Origin of the sequence: Allobosea sp., assembly GCF_036675845.1 — a bacterium.
GTDB lineage: Bacteria > Pseudomonadota > Alphaproteobacteria > Rhizobiales > Beijerinckiaceae > Allobosea.
Genome location: NZ_JAKFED010000006.1, coordinates 1 through 13,901, shown reverse-complemented (window position 1 = coordinate 13,901; position 13,901 = coordinate 1). Strand labels below are relative to the sequence as shown.

18 protein-coding genes are annotated in these 13,901 nt (G+C 68.7%); 10 read left to right on the top strand and 8 right to left on the bottom strand.

The features are described 5' to 3' along the window. Positions 1–141: 141 nt before the first annotated feature. The 7 genes from V6M56_RS00355 to V6M56_RS00325 all read left to right on the top strand — a co-directional run bounded on the left by V6M56_RS00355 (position 142) and on the right by V6M56_RS00325 (position 7,664). Positions 142–1,182: a ketopantoate reductase family protein gene (locus V6M56_RS00355; RefSeq protein WP_332680582.1), complete on the top strand. Its 1,041-nt coding sequence runs from the start codon at positions 142–144 to the stop codon at positions 1,180–1,182. After that, positions 1,155–1,910: an SDR family NAD(P)-dependent oxidoreductase gene (locus V6M56_RS00350; RefSeq protein WP_332680581.1), complete on the top strand. Its 756-nt coding sequence runs from the start codon at positions 1,155–1,157 to the stop codon at positions 1,908–1,910. Before V6M56_RS00355 ends, V6M56_RS00350 begins: the two co-directional genes overlap by 28 nt. A gap of 122 nt (positions 1,911–2,032) precedes the next feature. Further along, positions 2,033–2,242: a cold-shock protein gene (locus V6M56_RS00345; RefSeq protein ID WP_332680580.1), complete on the top strand. Its 210-nt coding sequence runs from the start codon at positions 2,033–2,035 to the stop codon at positions 2,240–2,242. A 629-nt stretch (positions 2,243–2,871) separates the two neighbouring features. Next, positions 2,872–4,086: an ABC transporter substrate-binding protein gene (locus tag V6M56_RS00340; RefSeq protein WP_332680579.1), complete on the top strand. Its 1,215-nt coding sequence runs from the start codon at positions 2,872–2,874 to the stop codon at positions 4,084–4,086. A 214-nt stretch (positions 4,087–4,300) separates the two neighbouring features. Next, positions 4,301–6,193 (top strand): ABC transporter permease, encoded by a 1,893-nt coding sequence (locus V6M56_RS00335; RefSeq protein WP_332680578.1) that lies wholly within the window; start codon positions 4,301–4,303, stop codon positions 6,191–6,193. Then, positions 6,190–6,951 carry an ABC transporter ATP-binding protein gene (locus tag V6M56_RS00330; protein ID WP_332680577.1) on the top strand — a complete coding sequence of 254 codons (762 nt, stop codon included), beginning with the start codon at positions 6,190–6,192 and terminating at the stop codon, positions 6,949–6,951. The genes V6M56_RS00335 and V6M56_RS00330 overlap by 4 nt, the downstream gene beginning before the upstream one ends. An 8-nt stretch (positions 6,952–6,959) precedes the next feature. Then, on the top strand, positions 6,960–7,664 hold the full coding sequence (locus tag V6M56_RS00325; protein WP_442881039.1) for an ABC transporter ATP-binding protein: 705 nt from the start codon (positions 6,960–6,962) through the stop codon (positions 7,662–7,664). A gap of 185 nt (positions 7,665–7,849) precedes the next feature. Here V6M56_RS00325 and V6M56_RS00320 read toward each other — a convergent pair whose 3' ends face one another. Genes V6M56_RS00320 through V6M56_RS00300 form a run of 5 tightly spaced genes read right to left on the bottom strand, consistent with a single transcriptional unit; the run spans position 7,850 to position 10,957 of the window. Beyond that, positions 7,850–8,659 carry a MetQ/NlpA family ABC transporter substrate-binding protein gene (locus tag V6M56_RS00320; RefSeq protein ID WP_332680575.1) on the bottom strand — a complete coding sequence of 270 codons (810 nt, stop codon included), beginning with the start codon at positions 8,657–8,659 and terminating at the stop codon, positions 7,850–7,852. A 43-nt stretch (positions 8,660–8,702) separates the two neighbouring features. After that, positions 8,703–9,368 (bottom strand): methionine ABC transporter permease, encoded by a 666-nt coding sequence (locus V6M56_RS00315; RefSeq protein WP_332680574.1) that lies wholly within the window; start codon positions 9,366–9,368, stop codon positions 8,703–8,705. Beyond that, positions 9,358–10,476 (bottom strand): methionine ABC transporter ATP-binding protein, encoded by a 1,119-nt coding sequence (locus tag V6M56_RS00310; protein ID WP_332680573.1) that lies wholly within the window; start codon positions 10,474–10,476, stop codon positions 9,358–9,360. The genes V6M56_RS00315 and V6M56_RS00310 overlap by 11 nt, the downstream gene beginning before the upstream one ends. Positions 10,477–10,483: 7 nt before the next feature. Next, positions 10,484–10,684 (bottom strand): hypothetical protein, encoded by a 201-nt coding sequence (locus V6M56_RS00305; RefSeq protein ID WP_332680572.1) that lies wholly within the window; start codon positions 10,682–10,684, stop codon positions 10,484–10,486. Positions 10,685–10,693: 9 nt separating this feature from the next. Next, positions 10,694–10,957 carry a hypothetical protein gene (locus tag V6M56_RS00300; RefSeq protein WP_332680571.1) on the bottom strand — a complete coding sequence of 88 codons (264 nt, stop codon included), beginning with the start codon at positions 10,955–10,957 and terminating at the stop codon, positions 10,694–10,696. A gap of 434 nt (positions 10,958–11,391) precedes the next feature. Here V6M56_RS00300 and V6M56_RS00295 point away from each other — a divergent pair, with 434 nt between their 5' ends. Further along, complete coding sequence (locus V6M56_RS00295; RefSeq protein WP_332680570.1) at positions 11,392–12,126, top strand: hypothetical protein; 735 nt, start codon at positions 11,392–11,394, stop codon at positions 12,124–12,126. Positions 12,127–12,129: 3 nt separating this feature from the next. On the opposite strand, the gene V6M56_RS00290 is transcribed toward V6M56_RS00295, so the two are convergent. The 3 genes from V6M56_RS00290 to V6M56_RS00280 are packed head-to-tail and all read right to left on the bottom strand — an operon-like array spanning position 12,130 to position 12,839. Beyond that, positions 12,130–12,342 carry a hypothetical protein gene (locus tag V6M56_RS00290; RefSeq protein WP_332680569.1) on the bottom strand — a complete coding sequence of 71 codons (213 nt, stop codon included), beginning with the start codon at positions 12,340–12,342 and terminating at the stop codon, positions 12,130–12,132. A 10-nt stretch (positions 12,343–12,352) separates the two neighbouring features. Next, positions 12,353–12,601 (bottom strand): hypothetical protein, encoded by a 249-nt coding sequence (locus V6M56_RS00285; protein ID WP_332680568.1) that lies wholly within the window; start codon positions 12,599–12,601, stop codon positions 12,353–12,355. Positions 12,602–12,653: 52 nt separating this feature from the next. Next, positions 12,654–12,839 carry a hypothetical protein gene (locus tag V6M56_RS00280; RefSeq protein ID WP_332680567.1) on the bottom strand — a complete coding sequence of 62 codons (186 nt, stop codon included), beginning with the start codon at positions 12,837–12,839 and terminating at the stop codon, positions 12,654–12,656. 104 nt (positions 12,840–12,943) lie between these two features. Between V6M56_RS00280 and V6M56_RS00275 the strand changes: the two genes are divergently transcribed. Both V6M56_RS00275 and V6M56_RS00270 read left to right on the top strand, forming a co-directional pair. After that, positions 12,944–13,330 carry a SpoIIAA family protein gene (locus tag V6M56_RS00275; protein ID WP_332680566.1) on the top strand — a complete coding sequence of 129 codons (387 nt, stop codon included), beginning with the start codon at positions 12,944–12,946 and terminating at the stop codon, positions 13,328–13,330. A 123-nt stretch (positions 13,331–13,453) separates the two neighbouring features. Continuing rightward, complete coding sequence (locus V6M56_RS00270; protein ID WP_332680565.1) at positions 13,454–13,768, top strand: hypothetical protein; 315 nt, start codon at positions 13,454–13,456, stop codon at positions 13,766–13,768. Positions 13,769–13,901: the final 133 nt, after the last annotated feature.

Here is a 13,901-nt window from a genome sequence, read left to right as displayed (position 1 = left end):
TTCCCTTCATCCTCCGGCGTCATCCCGGACAAGCGGCGGAGCCGCGCAGCTCCGGGATCCATCGGAGGGCTCCGGAACTCTACGATGGATCCCGGCGCTCCGCTTCGCTACGGCCGGGATGACGGTGCGGATGGTGGCCCGATGAGCACCGATCCCATCCTGATCTGGGGCGCCGGCGCGATCGGCGGCACGCTCGGCGCCTACTGGGCCCGCGCCGGCGTGCCGGTCCTGATGGTCGACATCGTGCCCGAGCATGTCGAGGCCTGCCGCACGGACGGGCTCGCCATTGCCGGCCCGGTCGAGGAATTCCGCCAGGTCGTGCCTGCCGTGACGCCGGCCGAGCTGACCGGCAGCTATTCGCGCATCGTGCTGGCGGTGAAGGCGGGTGCGACGGAAGCTGCGCTCGCGGCGCTGAAGCCGCATCTCGCCGCGGACGGCTTCGTGCTCTCGGCCCAGAACGGGTTGAACGAGATCGCCATCGCCAAAGCCGTCGGCGAGAGCCGGACCATGGGCTGCTTCGTCAATTTCGGCGCCGACTGGCACGGGCCCGGCGAGATCCTCTACGGCAATCGCGGCGCGGTCGTCGTCGGCGAGATCGACGGGACGGTCACCGAGCGGGCGCGCGCGATGCACCGGCTGCTCGCGCTGTTCGAGCCCGACGCGATCCTGACCGACAACATCTGGGGCTATCTCTGGGGCAAGCTCGCCTATGGTGCCATGCTGTTCGGCACGGCGCTGACCAACGACTCCATGTCGGCGAATTTCGCCGATCCGCAACGCCTGCCGGTCTGGCTCGCGCTCGGTCGCGAGGTCGGCGCGGTCGCGGCGGCGCGCGGCGTGAAATCGCTCGGCTTCGGCGGGTTCGATCCGATGGTGTTCGCGCCCGGCGCGCCGGAAGCCCCGCAGGTTGCTACCATCGCCTGGCTCGCCGACTACACCTCGAAGACGGCAAAGACCCATTCCGGCATCTGGCGCGACCTTGCCGTGCGCAAGCGCAGGACGGAAGGCCAGCCGCAGATCGGCATCATCTCGACGCTCGGCCGAAAGGTCGGTGTCGCGACGCCGGCGCTGGAGACGCTGGTCGCCCTGATCCGCGACATCGAGGAGGGCCGTCGGCCGATGGCGTTCGAAACCCTGAAGGTGCTGATCGACCGATGCAGATCCGTTTCGACGACCGCGTAGCCCTCGTCACCGGTGCGGCGCAGGGCATCGGCCGCGCCATCGCGCAGGCGCTGGCCGCGGCCGGCGCCCGCGTCCATCTCGTCGATCTCGATGGCGATGGCGTTGCCGCCACGGGCAAGGAACTCGGCGCGGCCGCCCATCTCGCCGATCTCGGCCGGCCCGAGGCGGCGCAGGAGGTGGTCGCGGCGCTCCTCGCAGCGGAAGGCCGGCTCGACCTCCTGGTCAACGCCGCCGGCGGCGTCCGCGGGCAGGTCGGCCGGCCGATCGAGGAGATCGCCGAGGGCGACTGGCGCGCCATCTTCGCCGCCAATGTCGACGCCGCCTTCTTCCTGTCGCAAGCCGCGGCGCCGACGATGAAGCAGGCAGGCTACGGCCGCATCGTCAACATCTCCTCCGGAGCCGGCCTGCGCCCGAGCCTCACCGGCATCCAGGCCTATGCCAGCGCCAAGCACGCGCTCGTCGGGCTGACCCGGCAGCTCGCCTGGGAACTCGGCCCGCACGGCATCACCGTCAACTCGGTCGCGCCCGGCTTCGTCCGCTCCAATCCGGCAACCGAGCGGCAATGGCAGTCCTATGGTCCCGAGGGGCAGAAGCGCCTGGTCGAGGCCATCCACACCCGCCGCCTCGGCACGCCGCAGGACATCGCCCATGCCAGCCTGTTCTTTCTCTCGGAGCAGGCCGGCTGGGTCACCGGGCAGGTGCTCTCGGTCGATGGCGGGCGCTCCTGAGCCGGGCCCTGCCGCGCTGCATTCCGCCCTCGTTAAGTCCCCGATTGCCACGCGCGCCGGGATCGCCCTAGAGTGCCTGCCGGGCGGCACTCGCCGCCTCGCCGAAAGTGAAGGGAGAGCACGTGGCAACGGGCACCGTGAAGTGGTTCAATGAGACCAAGGGCTATGGCTTCATCACGCCGGACGCCGGCGGCAGCGACGTCTTCGTCCATATCAGCGCGGTCGAGCGCTCGGGCCTGCGCGGCCTGAACGAAGGTCAGAAGATCACCTTTGACCTCGAGGCCGATCGCAAGACCGGCAAGTCTGCGGCTGTCAATCTGAAGACGACCTGAAGACCATCGCCTACCGAGGGTAGCGGACAAGCGGCGTCCGCTTCCCCGCCATATCGAACTCGTCAAGAACTGATGATTCCGGGCATTTCCGTCGCCGACCGGCGGCGGGCAGGGGCGCTGGTTCGACCCCCTCGCGGCGCCGCCGCCCGCAATCGCCTCTCCGCATGGATCTGGATCGCACCTGCTTTGGGCGAAGAGCGCACGCCAGCGGCGTTTGCGGCTGACCTTCGTCGTAACGGTCGGTCTCGAAGGCCGTCGGTATCAGCGGTCCGCGGCTTCGATCTCGCCATCGTCGGCGCCGGCATCGCCGACCCGAGCGGCGTGGCCGAGGCGATTGATTCGGGGGCCGGTTGCGCGCGCTGCCGCGAAACGGCCGGCTCGGCCGCAATGGCAGCGGCCTGCGTCGCGGGGACTGCCGGGGTCGGTGATTTCAGCCGTTTGCCTGCGATTTCGGCAGGGCCACCCAATTTAGAACGATTGACAAACAAAACGACCGAGTCGAGAATTCATACGCATACAAATGAATTTCCACCTCGGCTTGGCGCAACCCGCCCGGCCGGCCTACGGTAGGAAATCGCGCAGCGAGGGGCTGCGTATGCACAGGCAGACCGAGCCAACGGGGGGCAGCCATGAAGATCGACCGTCGCCAATTCGTCAGCGGAGCCGCGATCAGTGCGGCCGCGCTGGCAACGCCCTCGCTGCTGCGCGCCCAAGGCGCGCCGATCAGGATCGGCGAGATCAACAGCTACACCGCCCAGCCGGCCTTCCTGAAGCCCTATCGCCAGGGCTGGGAACTGGCGCAGGAACAGGTCAACGCCGCCGGCGGCGTGCTCGGCCGCAAGATCGAGACCCTGTTCCGCGACGATGCCGGCAAGCCCGAGGATTCCGTCCGTCTCGCCGGCGAGCTCATCGCCGCCGAGAAGGTCGACCTGCTCTCCGGCGGCTTTCTCTCGAATGTCGGCCTCGCCATCGCCGACTACGCCCTCCAGAACAAGCGGCTCTACGTCGCCTCCGAGCCGCTTTCCGACGCGATCGTCTGGGCCAAGGGCAACCGCTACACCTTCCGCCTGCGCCCCTCGACCTACATGCAGGCGGCCATGCTGGTCGAGGAAGCCGCCAAGCTCCCGGCCAAGAGGTGGGCGACCGTCGCGCCGAACTACGAATACGGCCAGTCGGCGGTGAAATGGTTCAAGGAGCTGCTGAAGAAGGCGAAGCCCGATGTCGAGTTCGTCGCCGAGCAGTTCCCGGCGCTCGGCCGCATCGATGCGGGCGCGACCGTGCAGGCGCTCGAGGCTGCCAAGCCGGACGCCATCTTCAACGTCACCTTTGCCGCCGATCTCGCCAACTTCGTGCGCCAGGGCAATACGCGCGGATTGTTCGAGGGCCGGGTGGTTGCCTCGATGCTCACCGGCGAGCCGGAATATCTCGACCCGCTCGGCGCCGAGACACCGGTCGGCTGGATCGTCACCGGCTACCCGCATGCCGAGATCCAGACGCCGGATCACGTGAAGTTCCGTGACGCCTACAAGGCCAAGTACAACGATTATCCGCGCCTCGGCTCGGTCGTCGGCTACGACACCATGAACGCCATCGCCGCCGCTCTGGCCAAGGCCGGCTCGACCGACACCGAGAAGCTCGTCGACGCGATGAAGGGGTTGAAGTTCACCTCGGCCTTCGGCCCGGTCGAGTTCCGCGCCTCCGACCATCAGGCGACGCTCGGCGCCTATGTCGGCAAGACCGCGGTCAAGGACGGCAAGGGCGTGATGGTCGACTGGCGCTATGCCGACGGGGCGAAGTACCTGCCCTCGGATGCCGAGGTGAAGGCGCTTCGCCCGGCGGGCTGAAGCGGCGGCTCAGACTGGCTTGTGATGAAAAGGCGAGGTCGCGGTTCCTGACGGGCCCGCGGCCTGCGGGAAAGCTGCGTCGTCATCCCGGCCGCAGCGCCGGGATCCATCGTAGAGCAGCGAGCCCTGGGATGGATCCCTGAGCGACCTTCGATCGTCCGGGATGACGCGCAGTTCGAACGCTTTCTGGCGGCTCCTGAATGAGACCTGATCCATGACCGACCTGATCTTCGCGCAGACGCTGAACGGCCTGGCCTCGGCCTCGTCGCTCTTCCTCGTCGCCTGCGGGCTCTCGATCATCTTCGGCGTGACGCGGATCGTGAATTTCGCGCATGGCTCCTTCTATATGCTCGGCGCCTATCTCGCCTTCACGCTGGTCTCCCGCTTCGGCCCGGCGGACGCACTCGGCTTCTGGGGCGGGGTGCTGCTTTCGGCGCTGGTCGTCGCGGCGATCGGCGCCCTGGTCGAGATCGCCGTGCTGCGCCGGATCTACCAGGCGCCGGAGCTCTTCCAGCTGCTCGCTACGTTCGGCCTGGTGCTGATGGTGCAGGACATCGCACTCGCCATCTGGGGGCCGGAGGACAAGCTCGGGCCGCGCGCGCCGGGTTTCAAGAGCTTCGTCGTGCTGATGGACAGCCGCTTCCCGACCTACGAGCTGTTCCTGATCGTCGTCGGGCCGCTGATGCTCGCTTTGCTCTGGTTCCTGTTCCAGAAGACGCGCTGGGGCACGCTGGTGCGCGCCGCGACGCAGGATCGCGAGATGGTCGGCGCGCTCGGCGTCAACCAGCGCCTGCTCTTCACCTCGGTCTTCGCCTTTGGCGCGGGCTTGGCCGGCCTGGGCGGAGCGCTCCAGCTCCCGCGCGAGGCGGTCAACCTCCACATGGATCTGTCGATGATCGCCGAGGCTTTCGTCGTGGTGGTCGTCGGCGGCCTCGGCAGCGTCACTGGCGCCTATCTCGCCGCCGTGCTGATCGGCGTCATCCACGCCTTCGGCATCCTGATCTTCCCGAAGATCACACTGGTCCTGGTCTTCCTGGTCATGGCCGTGGTGCTGGTGGTCAAGCCCTATGGGCTGATGGGAAAGAGGCCGGTCGGCAGCGCTCATGCCCATGGGCCGGTCGAGCCGCTGCTGCTGCCGGCGAGCGCCGCCGCCAAGGGACTCGGCCTGCTGGCGCTGGGGCTCCTGATCGTCGCGCCCTTCATCGTCGCCGACCATTGGCTGCTGACGCTGACCGAGCTCTCGATCTTCGCGCTCTTTGCCGCCTCGCTGCACCTGATGATGGGCCCCGGCGGCATGGCCTCCTTCGGCCACGCCGCCTATTTCGGCCTCGGCGCCTATGGCGCGGCGCTCGCCGTGAAATGGCTCGGCCTGCCGATGGCGCCGGCGCTCGCCTTCGCGCCCTTCCTGGCGGGCATCGCCGGCTTCGTCTTCGGCTGGTTCTGCGTCCGCCTCTCGGGCGTCTATCTAGCCATGCTGACCCTGGCCTTCGCCCAGATCGCCTGGGCGACCGCCTTCCAATGGGTCGAGTTCACCGGCGGCGACAACGGTATCCTCGGCGTCTGGCCCGATGCCTGGGCCAGCTCGAAGCTGGTCTATTACTATCTGACGCTGGCGGTCTGCGTCGCCAGCGTGCTGATGCTCCGGGTCTTCGTCTTCGCGCCCTTCGGCTATGCCCTGCGGGCCGGGCGCGACAGCCCGCTGCGGGCCGAGGCGATCGGCCTGCCGGTGATGCGCATCCAGTGGCTCGCCTTCATCATCGCCGCCTTCGCGGCCGGCATCGCCGGCGCGCTCTTCGCCTTCTTCAAGGGCTCGGTCTTCCCGACCTATATGGCCATCCCGCGCTCGGTCGACGCGCTGCTGATGGTGCTGCTCGGCGGCGTCCAGACCGTTTCTGGCCCGATCGTCGGGGCCTTCGCCTTCATGGGGCTGCAGGAGCAGCTCGCCAAGGCGACGATCTACTGGCGCTTCGTGCTCGGCGCCTCGATCGTGCTGCTCGTCATCCTGTTCCCGCGCGGGCTGGTCGGGACCACCCTCGCCTTGGCCGGGCGCCGTCGCGAGGCCGGCGAGGCGGTCGCCGGCGCCCCGCTGCCGGAGGCGGCGCGATGAGCCCGGTCCTCGAGGTCCGCAATCTCGGAAAATCCTTCGGCGGGGTGCGCGCCGTCGACGATGTCAGCTTCTCGGTCGAGGCCGGCCGGCTGCTGGCGCTGATCGGCCCGAACGGCGCCGGCAAGACCACCTGCTTCAACATGCTGAACGGCCAGCTCCCGGCCGATCGTGGCGAGGTGCTGCTCGACGGAAGGCGCATCACCGGCCTGAAGCCCCGCGAGGTCTGGCGCCTCGGCGTCGGCCGCACCTTCCAGATCACCGCGACCTTCGCCTCGATGAGCGTGCGCGAGAACGTCCAGATGGCACTGATCTCGCACGCCGGCGAAGTCTGGCGCCTGTTCGGCAAGGCGAAGGAGCGCCATGTCGAAGCCGCCGACACGCTGCTCAGCCAAGTCGGCATGCTCGACCAGGCCGAGCGCGCCTGCGGCGTGCTCGCCTATGGCGATCTCAAGCGCGTCGAGCTCGCGGTCGCCATCGCCAACCAGCCCAAGCTCCTGCTGATGGACGAGCCGACCGCCGGCATGGCGCCGCGCGAGCGCATCGCGCTGATGGCGCTGACCGCTGAGATCGCTCGCGAGCGCGGCATCGCCGTGCTCTTCACCGAGCACGACATGGACGTTGTCTTCGCCCATTCCGATTCGGTGCTGGTGCTCGATCGCGGCCGGCTGATCGCCCAGGGCAGGGCCGAGGAGGTCCGCAACGACCCGGCCGTGCGCGCCGTCTATCTCGGCTCCGGCGCGACCTCGGGAGGCCATTGATGAGCGCGATCATGCTCGAGATCGACGGGCTTAACGCCTATTACGGCCGCGCCCATATCCTCCAGGGCGTCGGCTTTACGATGGGCCGCGGCGAGGTGCTGGCGCTGATGGGCCGCAACGGCGCCGGCAAGTCGACGACGATGAAGGCGGTGATGGGCCTCGTCCCGCCGCAATCGGGCCACGTCGTCTTCGAAGGCCAGCCGATCGCGGGACGCGAGCCCTTCGAGATCGCGAGACTTGGCCTCGGCTATGTCCCGGAAGACCGGCGCGTCTTCTCCGAGCTCAGCGTCATGGAGAACCTTTCCGTCGCCCGGCGCCCGCGCCGCGAGAATGCGCCCTACTGGACGCCGGAGCGGCTGTTCCAGCTCTTCCCCAATCTCGGCCGCATGCGCGACCGGCCGGGCGGGGCGATGTCGGGCGGCGAGCAGCAGATGCTGACCATCGCCCGCACGCTGATGGGCAATCCGAGCCTGGTCCTGCTCGATGAGCCCTCGGAAGGGCTCGCCCCCGTCATCGTCGAGGAGATGGCCAAGACCATCCTGGCGCTCAAGAGCGAGGGGCTCAGCGTGCTGATCTCGGAGCAGAACCTGCATTTCGCCGGCTCGGTAGCCGACCGTGCGACGATCATCGAGAAGGGCCTGATCCGCTTCACCGGCACGATGGCGGAGCTGAAGGGCAATGAGGCGGTGAGGTCGCAGTATCTGTCGGTGTGATCCGCTTCCCGTCATTGCGAGGAGCGAAAGCGACGAAGCAATCCAGGGGCGGCAGAGCGAGTCCTCCTGGATTGCTTCGCTGCGCTCGCAATGACGGAAGGTCGATACGCCCACGAACAAAAAACCCCGGAAGCTCGCGCTTCCGGGGCAGGTGCCCGGCCGTGACCGGCCAGGGGGGAGGAACATCACCAGCCGGCGAGGACCGAGCCCTTGAAGCGCTCGGCCACGAAGGCCTTGATCTCGGGGCTGTGGTAGCTCTCGACCAGCGTCTTGACCCAGGGCTTGTCCTTGTCGGCGGCGCGCACCGCGATCAGGTTGACGTAAGGCCCCTTCGGGTCTTCGCGCAGGATCGCCGAGGTCGGCTCGATCTTGGCGTCGACGGCATAGTTGGTGTTGATCGCGGCGGCGGCGACGTCGGCCAGCGAGCGCGCCGTCTGGGCCGCCTCGATCTCGATGATCTTCAGCTTCTTCGGGTTCGCGGTGATGTCGGCGACGGTCGGCTTGAAGCCGACGCCATCCTTCAGCTTGATCACGCCCTTGTCCTGCAGCAGCAGGAGCGAACGCCCGCCATTGGTCGGGTCGTTCTGGATCGCGACGGTGGCGCCGTCCGGCACCTCGGCCCAGCTCTTGTATTTCGCCGAATAGATTCCGAGCGGGAAGTTCACGGTCAGGCCGGCACTGACCAGCTTGAAGCCGCGATCCTTCACCTGGTTGTCGAGATAGGGCTGGTTCTGGAAGGAGTTGGCCTCGAGCTCGCCGGCGTCGAGCGCCTGGTTCGGGACGACGTAATCCGAGAACTCGATGATCTTGAGCTCGAGTCCCTTCTTGGCGGCGAGCGGCTTCAGCTTCTCGAGGATCTCGGCATGCGGGCCGGGCGAGGCGCCGATGCGGACGACCTGGTTCTGCTGGGCGAGCGCCGGGGCGGCGAAGGCGAGGGAGGCGGCGAGGGAGGCGGCAAGCCCGAGCGCGGCGCGGCGGGTGAAGATGGCGGACATGGGAAAGCTCCTTTGGGGTGTCTGCGAAGGGATGTGGAAGGGTTCAGGCGTGGCGCAGGCGCTTGTTCAGATGGCGCGCCAGCCGGTCGCCGAGGCTCTGCACGGCCTGGACGAGGACGATCAGCACGGCGACGACGGCCGCCATCACGTCCGGCATGAAGCGCTGGTAGCCATAGCGGATGCCGAGATCGCCGAGCCCGCCGCCGCCGACCGCGCCGACCATGGCCGAGAAGCCGATCAGGCTGACCAGCGCCAGCGTCAGGCCGAGCGTGATCGCCGGCAGCGCCTCCGGCACCAGCACCTTGCGGACGATCTGCAGCGGGGTCGCGCCCATCGAGCGTGCCGCCTCGACCAGGCCCTGGTCGACCTCGCGGATCGCCCCTTCGATCAGCCGCGCGATGAACGGCGTCGCCGCCACCGTCAGCGGCACCGTCGCCGCCGCGGTGCCGATCGAGGTGCCGGCGATCAGCCGCGTGAACGGGATGATCGCGACCACCAGGATGATGAAGGGCGTCGAGCGCGTGGCGTTGACGATCGTGCCGAGCATGGCGTTGACGGCCGGCGCGGCGAAGAGCTCGCCGCGCTTGCTCGTCGCCAGGAAGACGCCGAGCGGCAGGCCGAGCAGCGTGCCGAGGCCGGCGGCGATCGCGACCATCAGCAGCGTGTCGCCGGTGGCCTGGATGATGAGGCGGATGATTTCAGGCGACATGACCGATGACCTCTGCCTTGAGTTCGAGGCTCTTCAGCGCGCCGAGCACGGCACTGATGCCGGGCTCGCCGGCCGGGACCGAGACGAGCAGGCTGCCGAAGGGCTTGCCGGCGATGGCGTCGATGCGCCCCGCCAGGATGTTGACGTCTATGCCGATCGTGGTGCCGAGCCGGCTGATCACCGGGGCGGTGGCATGGGCGCCGGAGAAGGTGACGCGCAGCACGGTGCTGCCGCCGGGCTGCTGCTCGTCGCGCAACTGCCCGGCGAGATGGGCCGGCATCTCGACGCCGGTCACGACCTCGGCGAAGCGGGCCGTGGTCGGATGCTGCGGGCGGGTCAGGATCTCGAAGGTCTCGCCTTCCTCGACGATGCGCCCGCCTTCGATCACCGCGACCCGGTCGCAGATCTCCTTGATCACCGGGATCTCGTGGGTGATCAGAAGGATGGTGACGCCGAGCTCGCGATTGACCTTGCGCAGCAGCGCCAGGATCGACTGCGTCGTCTCGGGGTCGAGCGCCGAGGTCGCCTCGTCGCAGAGCAGCACCTTTGGCTCGGTCGCCAACGCTCGGGCGATGCCGACGCGCTGCTTCTGCCCGCCCGAGAGCTCGGCCGGATAGCGCTCGCGCTTGTCGGCGAGTCCGACGAGATCGAGCAGCTTCCCGACGCGGTCGGCGATCTCGCCTTTCGGCGTGCCGGCGATCTCCAGCGGCAGCGCGACATTGTCGAAGACCGTGCGCGAGGACAGCAGGTTGAAGTGCTGGAAGATCATGCCCGTCGCGCGGCGGCGCGTCCGCCAGCCGGCCTCGCTTAAGGCCGTGACGTCCTCGCCCTCGATCAGGATGCGGCCGGAGCTGGCGCGCTCCAGCCCGTTGACCAGGCGGATCAGCGTCGACTTGCCGGCGCCGGAGCGGCCGATCACGCCGACGATGGCGCCGCGCGGCACCGAAAGGTCGATGCCTTCGAGCGCCGCGACGGGGTTCTGCCCGCGCCGGCCGGCAAAGACCTTGCCGACCCGCTCGAAGCGGATGATCGGCGCGGCGCTGTCCTTGCCGGACGGCGCGATCGCCGCCGCGGCGCGAAAGGCGCCGGGTTTCAGGGGGGCGTTCATCATGACCTCAGAAAAGCGTGTGGCAGGACCAGTGGGTGATGCCGAGCTGCTCCAGCGTCACCTGGCGGATCGAGCTGCGCAGGGTCTCTGCCTCGGCGCAGCTCTCGGCGAAGGGCTGCTCGTGCCAGCGCGGTTCGCCGGGGACGGCCGGCACGGCCTTGCTGAACCAGTCAGCCATGAGCCGGCGCAGGGTTTCGAGCAGCGTCATCGCCCGGCCTCAGGCGACCAGTCGCGCCGGGCCATGGCGGCGTGGCGCGGCGAGCTGGCGGGCGGCGAGTTCGGCGGCGCCCGGCGTCGCGAAGCGCTGGCCCTCGAGCCGGTTGAAGGCCGAGGTTGCGGAGATGAAGGTGAAGAAGCGCTCGTCGGCGCGGCGCGCCACCAGCCCGGCCTGGGTCTCGCCGACCTCGATGACATAGGCGAGGCCCGGCTGCGGCGGCTGGCCGGCGACGGAAGAATGGGAAGCGGAATGGAAATTCGACATGGGACGGCCTCCGCCGGGATGCGGCGTTTTCGCGGATGGTTCTGTTCGGGAAAGCGGCCGCCCTGCGGGCGGCCTTCAGCGCTGGCTCAGCGCCGACAACAGAGCATCATCGAGCGGCAGGTCGGTCCGATCGGAAGGGACAGGCGGTCGGTCATGGTCATCTCCGCTTTAGCGTTTGGTGACGCGGCGCAAGCTGCTCGCTCAAATCTCCGCGGCCGACGGACGCTGTCCGACGACAAGGTCAATCTAGGGAATCGCGTTCGCCCTGTCAATCCAAACGTTCTTTTAAAGAGACGAGGTAATGCGGAAGAGCCTTCCACCCCGGCCCGCCGCGGCAGAATATCCTTGCGCGGCGCCGAAGCTGCCGCATTCTGGCGTCGGCCGCTCTCGACCTGCTATCGTCCGGCCATGGCTCTTCGAGAATCGGCTTCGGCATGAACCAGGCGGTACGCGGCGTCAGCATCGCGGATGGGCGGATGACGGTCGACGGTATCGCCGGCACCTTCATCCAGGCCGTCGATCGCCTGCTGACCCTGGAAGCGGACGGGCTCGTCCTGGTCCACGGCCATGCCTGGCGCGGCAGTGGCCGGCAGGACGCCAGCCGCATCGAAGGCCGGGCCCGGCCGCGCGAGGCCAGCCTGCATCGGGCCGGCTATCCTGGCGACGCCCATGACATCGCCCTGACGATCCGGCCGTTTCCGTCCGAGGGCGCCCATGCGCCGCTGCTGCGCCTCGGCCTCGCCGGCGATGCCGCCGAGCCCGGGCTCGACCAGCGCTATCTCGCCGAGCTCTTCCTGCCGCAGCCGCTCTTCGCCGAACTGCGCCGCGACCTCGCCGCGGGGGAGGCGTTGCGGCTCTCGCTCAGCGCCGCGACCAATCTCTGGCTGCGCGAAGCCGAGCCCGACGCGCTGCCCGGCCGGCCGCTCGCCTTCCATTTCGGGCTCGAACCCGGCAGCGGCCGCAGCACCAGCGGCCATGGCCGGGTCGGGTCGCTCGAATGGAGCCATGCCCTGCCCGCCGGCGAGGCGATGTCGCTGGCGGCACCGGCGCTCGCCGAGGACGAGCCGCCGGAAGATGCCGTCGCCGAGCAATTGCGCCGGATCAACTGGAGCGTGAAGCAGGTCCTGATCGTGCTCGCCTTCCTGATGCTGATCATCGCGCTGAAATAGCGCTCACTCCTGCGAGCGCCGATTGGCCTGGGTGTCGTAGCGCTGCTCGTTCTCGATCCATTTGCCGTCCTGCCCGCGGGCGCGCGTCAGCTGCGCCTTGTCGCGGTTGGAGAGCACCTTGTGATCGGGCAGCGAGGCCGGGCGCGTGCTCATCGCGCCGCTGCCATCGCCCTTGCCCTTTATGCTCGGGCCGAGCTTGCCGCCGGCATTGGCCATGATGTCCTCCTCAATTCCTGTCGGGCTTGCCGCCTGCCATCCGCGGGCCGCGTGCCGGATGGCTGCCGCCGCCCTTCATCTCCGGGTCGCGCGTATGGTGGATGTCGCGCTCGCCGCCGCCGCCCGAAATCCGGGAATGCTTGCGGTTGTCCTCGTCCGGCGGCTGCTTCTCGATATGGAGCGGCGCCTTGGCGTTCTCATGGGCGGCGCCGGGGCCGCCCTGGCGGATGGTCTGCGGCGCCTTGGTCGATGTCGACATCGGCTGAGCCTCCTGTCTTCAGGGTGCAATTCAGGTCCTCGCGGAAAGCGCGCTAGCGGTCCTGCTGATGGCCCTGATGGGTGGTGTTCTGCTTGATATTGGCGTGGCGGCCCTGCTGCTCCGAGTTCTCCGGCCGCTCGCCGGCGCGGCGCCGCGGTGCGTCCTTTCCGGCATGGTCCGGCTCGCCCGGCCCCTTTGCGCTGCGGTTTTCCGGTGGGATCGGCGGTAGCTTGCTCATCGCGTCCTCCTGGGTTTTCCCCTGCCGAACCAACGCCGCGCGGCGACGATGGTTCGAAACATTCCGCCCTGGCCGGCGTTGCTCCGGCTGAGAAAGGGATTCCCATGCTCGACATCCTGCCCGCCGCCGACCATGTCGCCGCCTTCCGCATCACCGGCACGCTCTCGGAAGCCGATTTCGACAAGCTGATCGCCGAGATCGAAGCCAGGCTGGAGCGGCACGAGAAGCTCGGCATCCTCGCCGACCTCACCGGCTTCGAGGACATGACCTTCCGCGCCGGCCTGAAGGATGCCCGCTACGGTTTCGGCAAGATCCTGCAATGGCATCGCTTTCCGCGCGAGGCGGTGGTCACCGACAAGGGCTGGATCGAGACCCTGGTGGCGATCACGAGCCCGCTCGTCCCCTTCGTCGAGGTCAGGAGCTTCAAGCCGAACCGGTTCGACGCGGCGCTCGCCTGGGCGAGCGAGATCGAGGGCGGCCCGAACGCCTGAGCCCGCCCCATGCCCGGCCGTACTCGATCCGCTGGAAGATGAACGGCAGCCGACTTTCCCGTTCAGGCGGGGTTGCGTACCGGGCTGTTTCAATGCGCATCAAGCAGACGAAGGAGACAAGTCATGCGTCATATTCTCATCGCCGCGGCGATTGCACTCGGGGCGGCCGTGACTCCGGCCGCCGCCGGCGAGGCCTTCAGCGGCGCGGCCGGGCTCGACAAGCTCGCGGCGACCTATGTCCGCCACGACCGCGAGCACCGGATGTGGGAGATCCAGCGCAACATGGAGCGCCAGCAGCGCTATGAGCGCCGCCACCGCTACCGCGACCATGATGGCTACGGCTATGGCCGCCGCCATGGCGGCCCGCCGCCCTGGGCCCCGGCCCATGGCCGCCGCTACCGCGACCACGACCGCTACGACCGCTACGACCGCTGGTAGGCGGCTCGTGCGCCGCGCCCTTCGTCGCCTGTCCCATAAGCGAAGGGCGCGGCCACAGCCGTCATGCTCGGGCTTGACCCGAGCATCTCAGGCCGGAGGAGGCTTTGATCGGCGCGTTCTGGTCCTGAGATTC

Bases quoted from the DNA above. Each gene is read 5' to 3' on its own strand.
- V6M56_RS00355 (WP_332680582.1), top strand. From the start codon at position 142: ATGAGCACCGATCCCATCCTGATCTGGGGCGCCGGCGCGATCGGCGGC.
- V6M56_RS00350 (WP_332680581.1), top strand. From the start codon at position 1,155: ATGCAGATCCGTTTCGACGACCGCGTAGCCCTCGTCACCGGTGCGGCG.
- V6M56_RS00340 (WP_332680579.1), top strand. From the start codon at position 2,872: ATGAAGATCGACCGTCGCCAATTCGTCAGCGGAGCCGCGATCAGTGCG.
- V6M56_RS00335 (WP_332680578.1), top strand. From the start codon at position 4,301: ATGACCGACCTGATCTTCGCGCAGACGCTGAACGGCCTGGCCTCGGCC.
- V6M56_RS00330 (WP_332680577.1), top strand. From the start codon at position 6,190: ATGAGCCCGGTCCTCGAGGTCCGCAATCTCGGAAAATCCTTCGGCGGG.
- V6M56_RS00320 (WP_332680575.1), bottom strand. From the start codon at position 8,659: ATGTCCGCCATCTTCACCCGCCGCGCCGCGCTCGGGCTTGCCGCCTCC.
- V6M56_RS00315 (WP_332680574.1), bottom strand. From the start codon at position 9,368: ATGTCGCCTGAAATCATCCGCCTCATCATCCAGGCCACCGGCGACACG.
- V6M56_RS00310 (WP_332680573.1), bottom strand. From the start codon at position 10,476: ATGAACGCCCCCCTGAAACCCGGCGCCTTTCGCGCCGCGGCGGCGATC.
- V6M56_RS00305 (WP_332680572.1), bottom strand. From the start codon at position 10,684: ATGACGCTGCTCGAAACCCTGCGCCGGCTCATGGCTGACTGGTTCAGC.
- V6M56_RS00300 (WP_332680571.1), bottom strand. From the start codon at position 10,957: ATGTCGAATTTCCATTCCGCTTCCCATTCTTCCGTCGCCGGCCAGCCG.
- V6M56_RS00295 (WP_332680570.1), top strand. From the start codon at position 11,392: ATGAACCAGGCGGTACGCGGCGTCAGCATCGCGGATGGGCGGATGACG.
- V6M56_RS00290 (WP_332680569.1), bottom strand. From the start codon at position 12,342: ATGGCCAATGCCGGCGGCAAGCTCGGCCCGAGCATAAAGGGCAAGGGC.
- V6M56_RS00285 (WP_332680568.1), bottom strand. From the start codon at position 12,601: ATGTCGACATCGACCAAGGCGCCGCAGACCATCCGCCAGGGCGGCCCC.
- V6M56_RS00280 (WP_332680567.1), bottom strand. From the start codon at position 12,839: ATGAGCAAGCTACCGCCGATCCCACCGGAAAACCGCAGCGCAAAGGGG.
- V6M56_RS00275 (WP_332680566.1), top strand. From the start codon at position 12,944: ATGCTCGACATCCTGCCCGCCGCCGACCATGTCGCCGCCTTCCGCATC.
- V6M56_RS00270 (WP_332680565.1), top strand. From the start codon at position 13,454: ATGCGTCATATTCTCATCGCCGCGGCGATTGCACTCGGGGCGGCCGTG.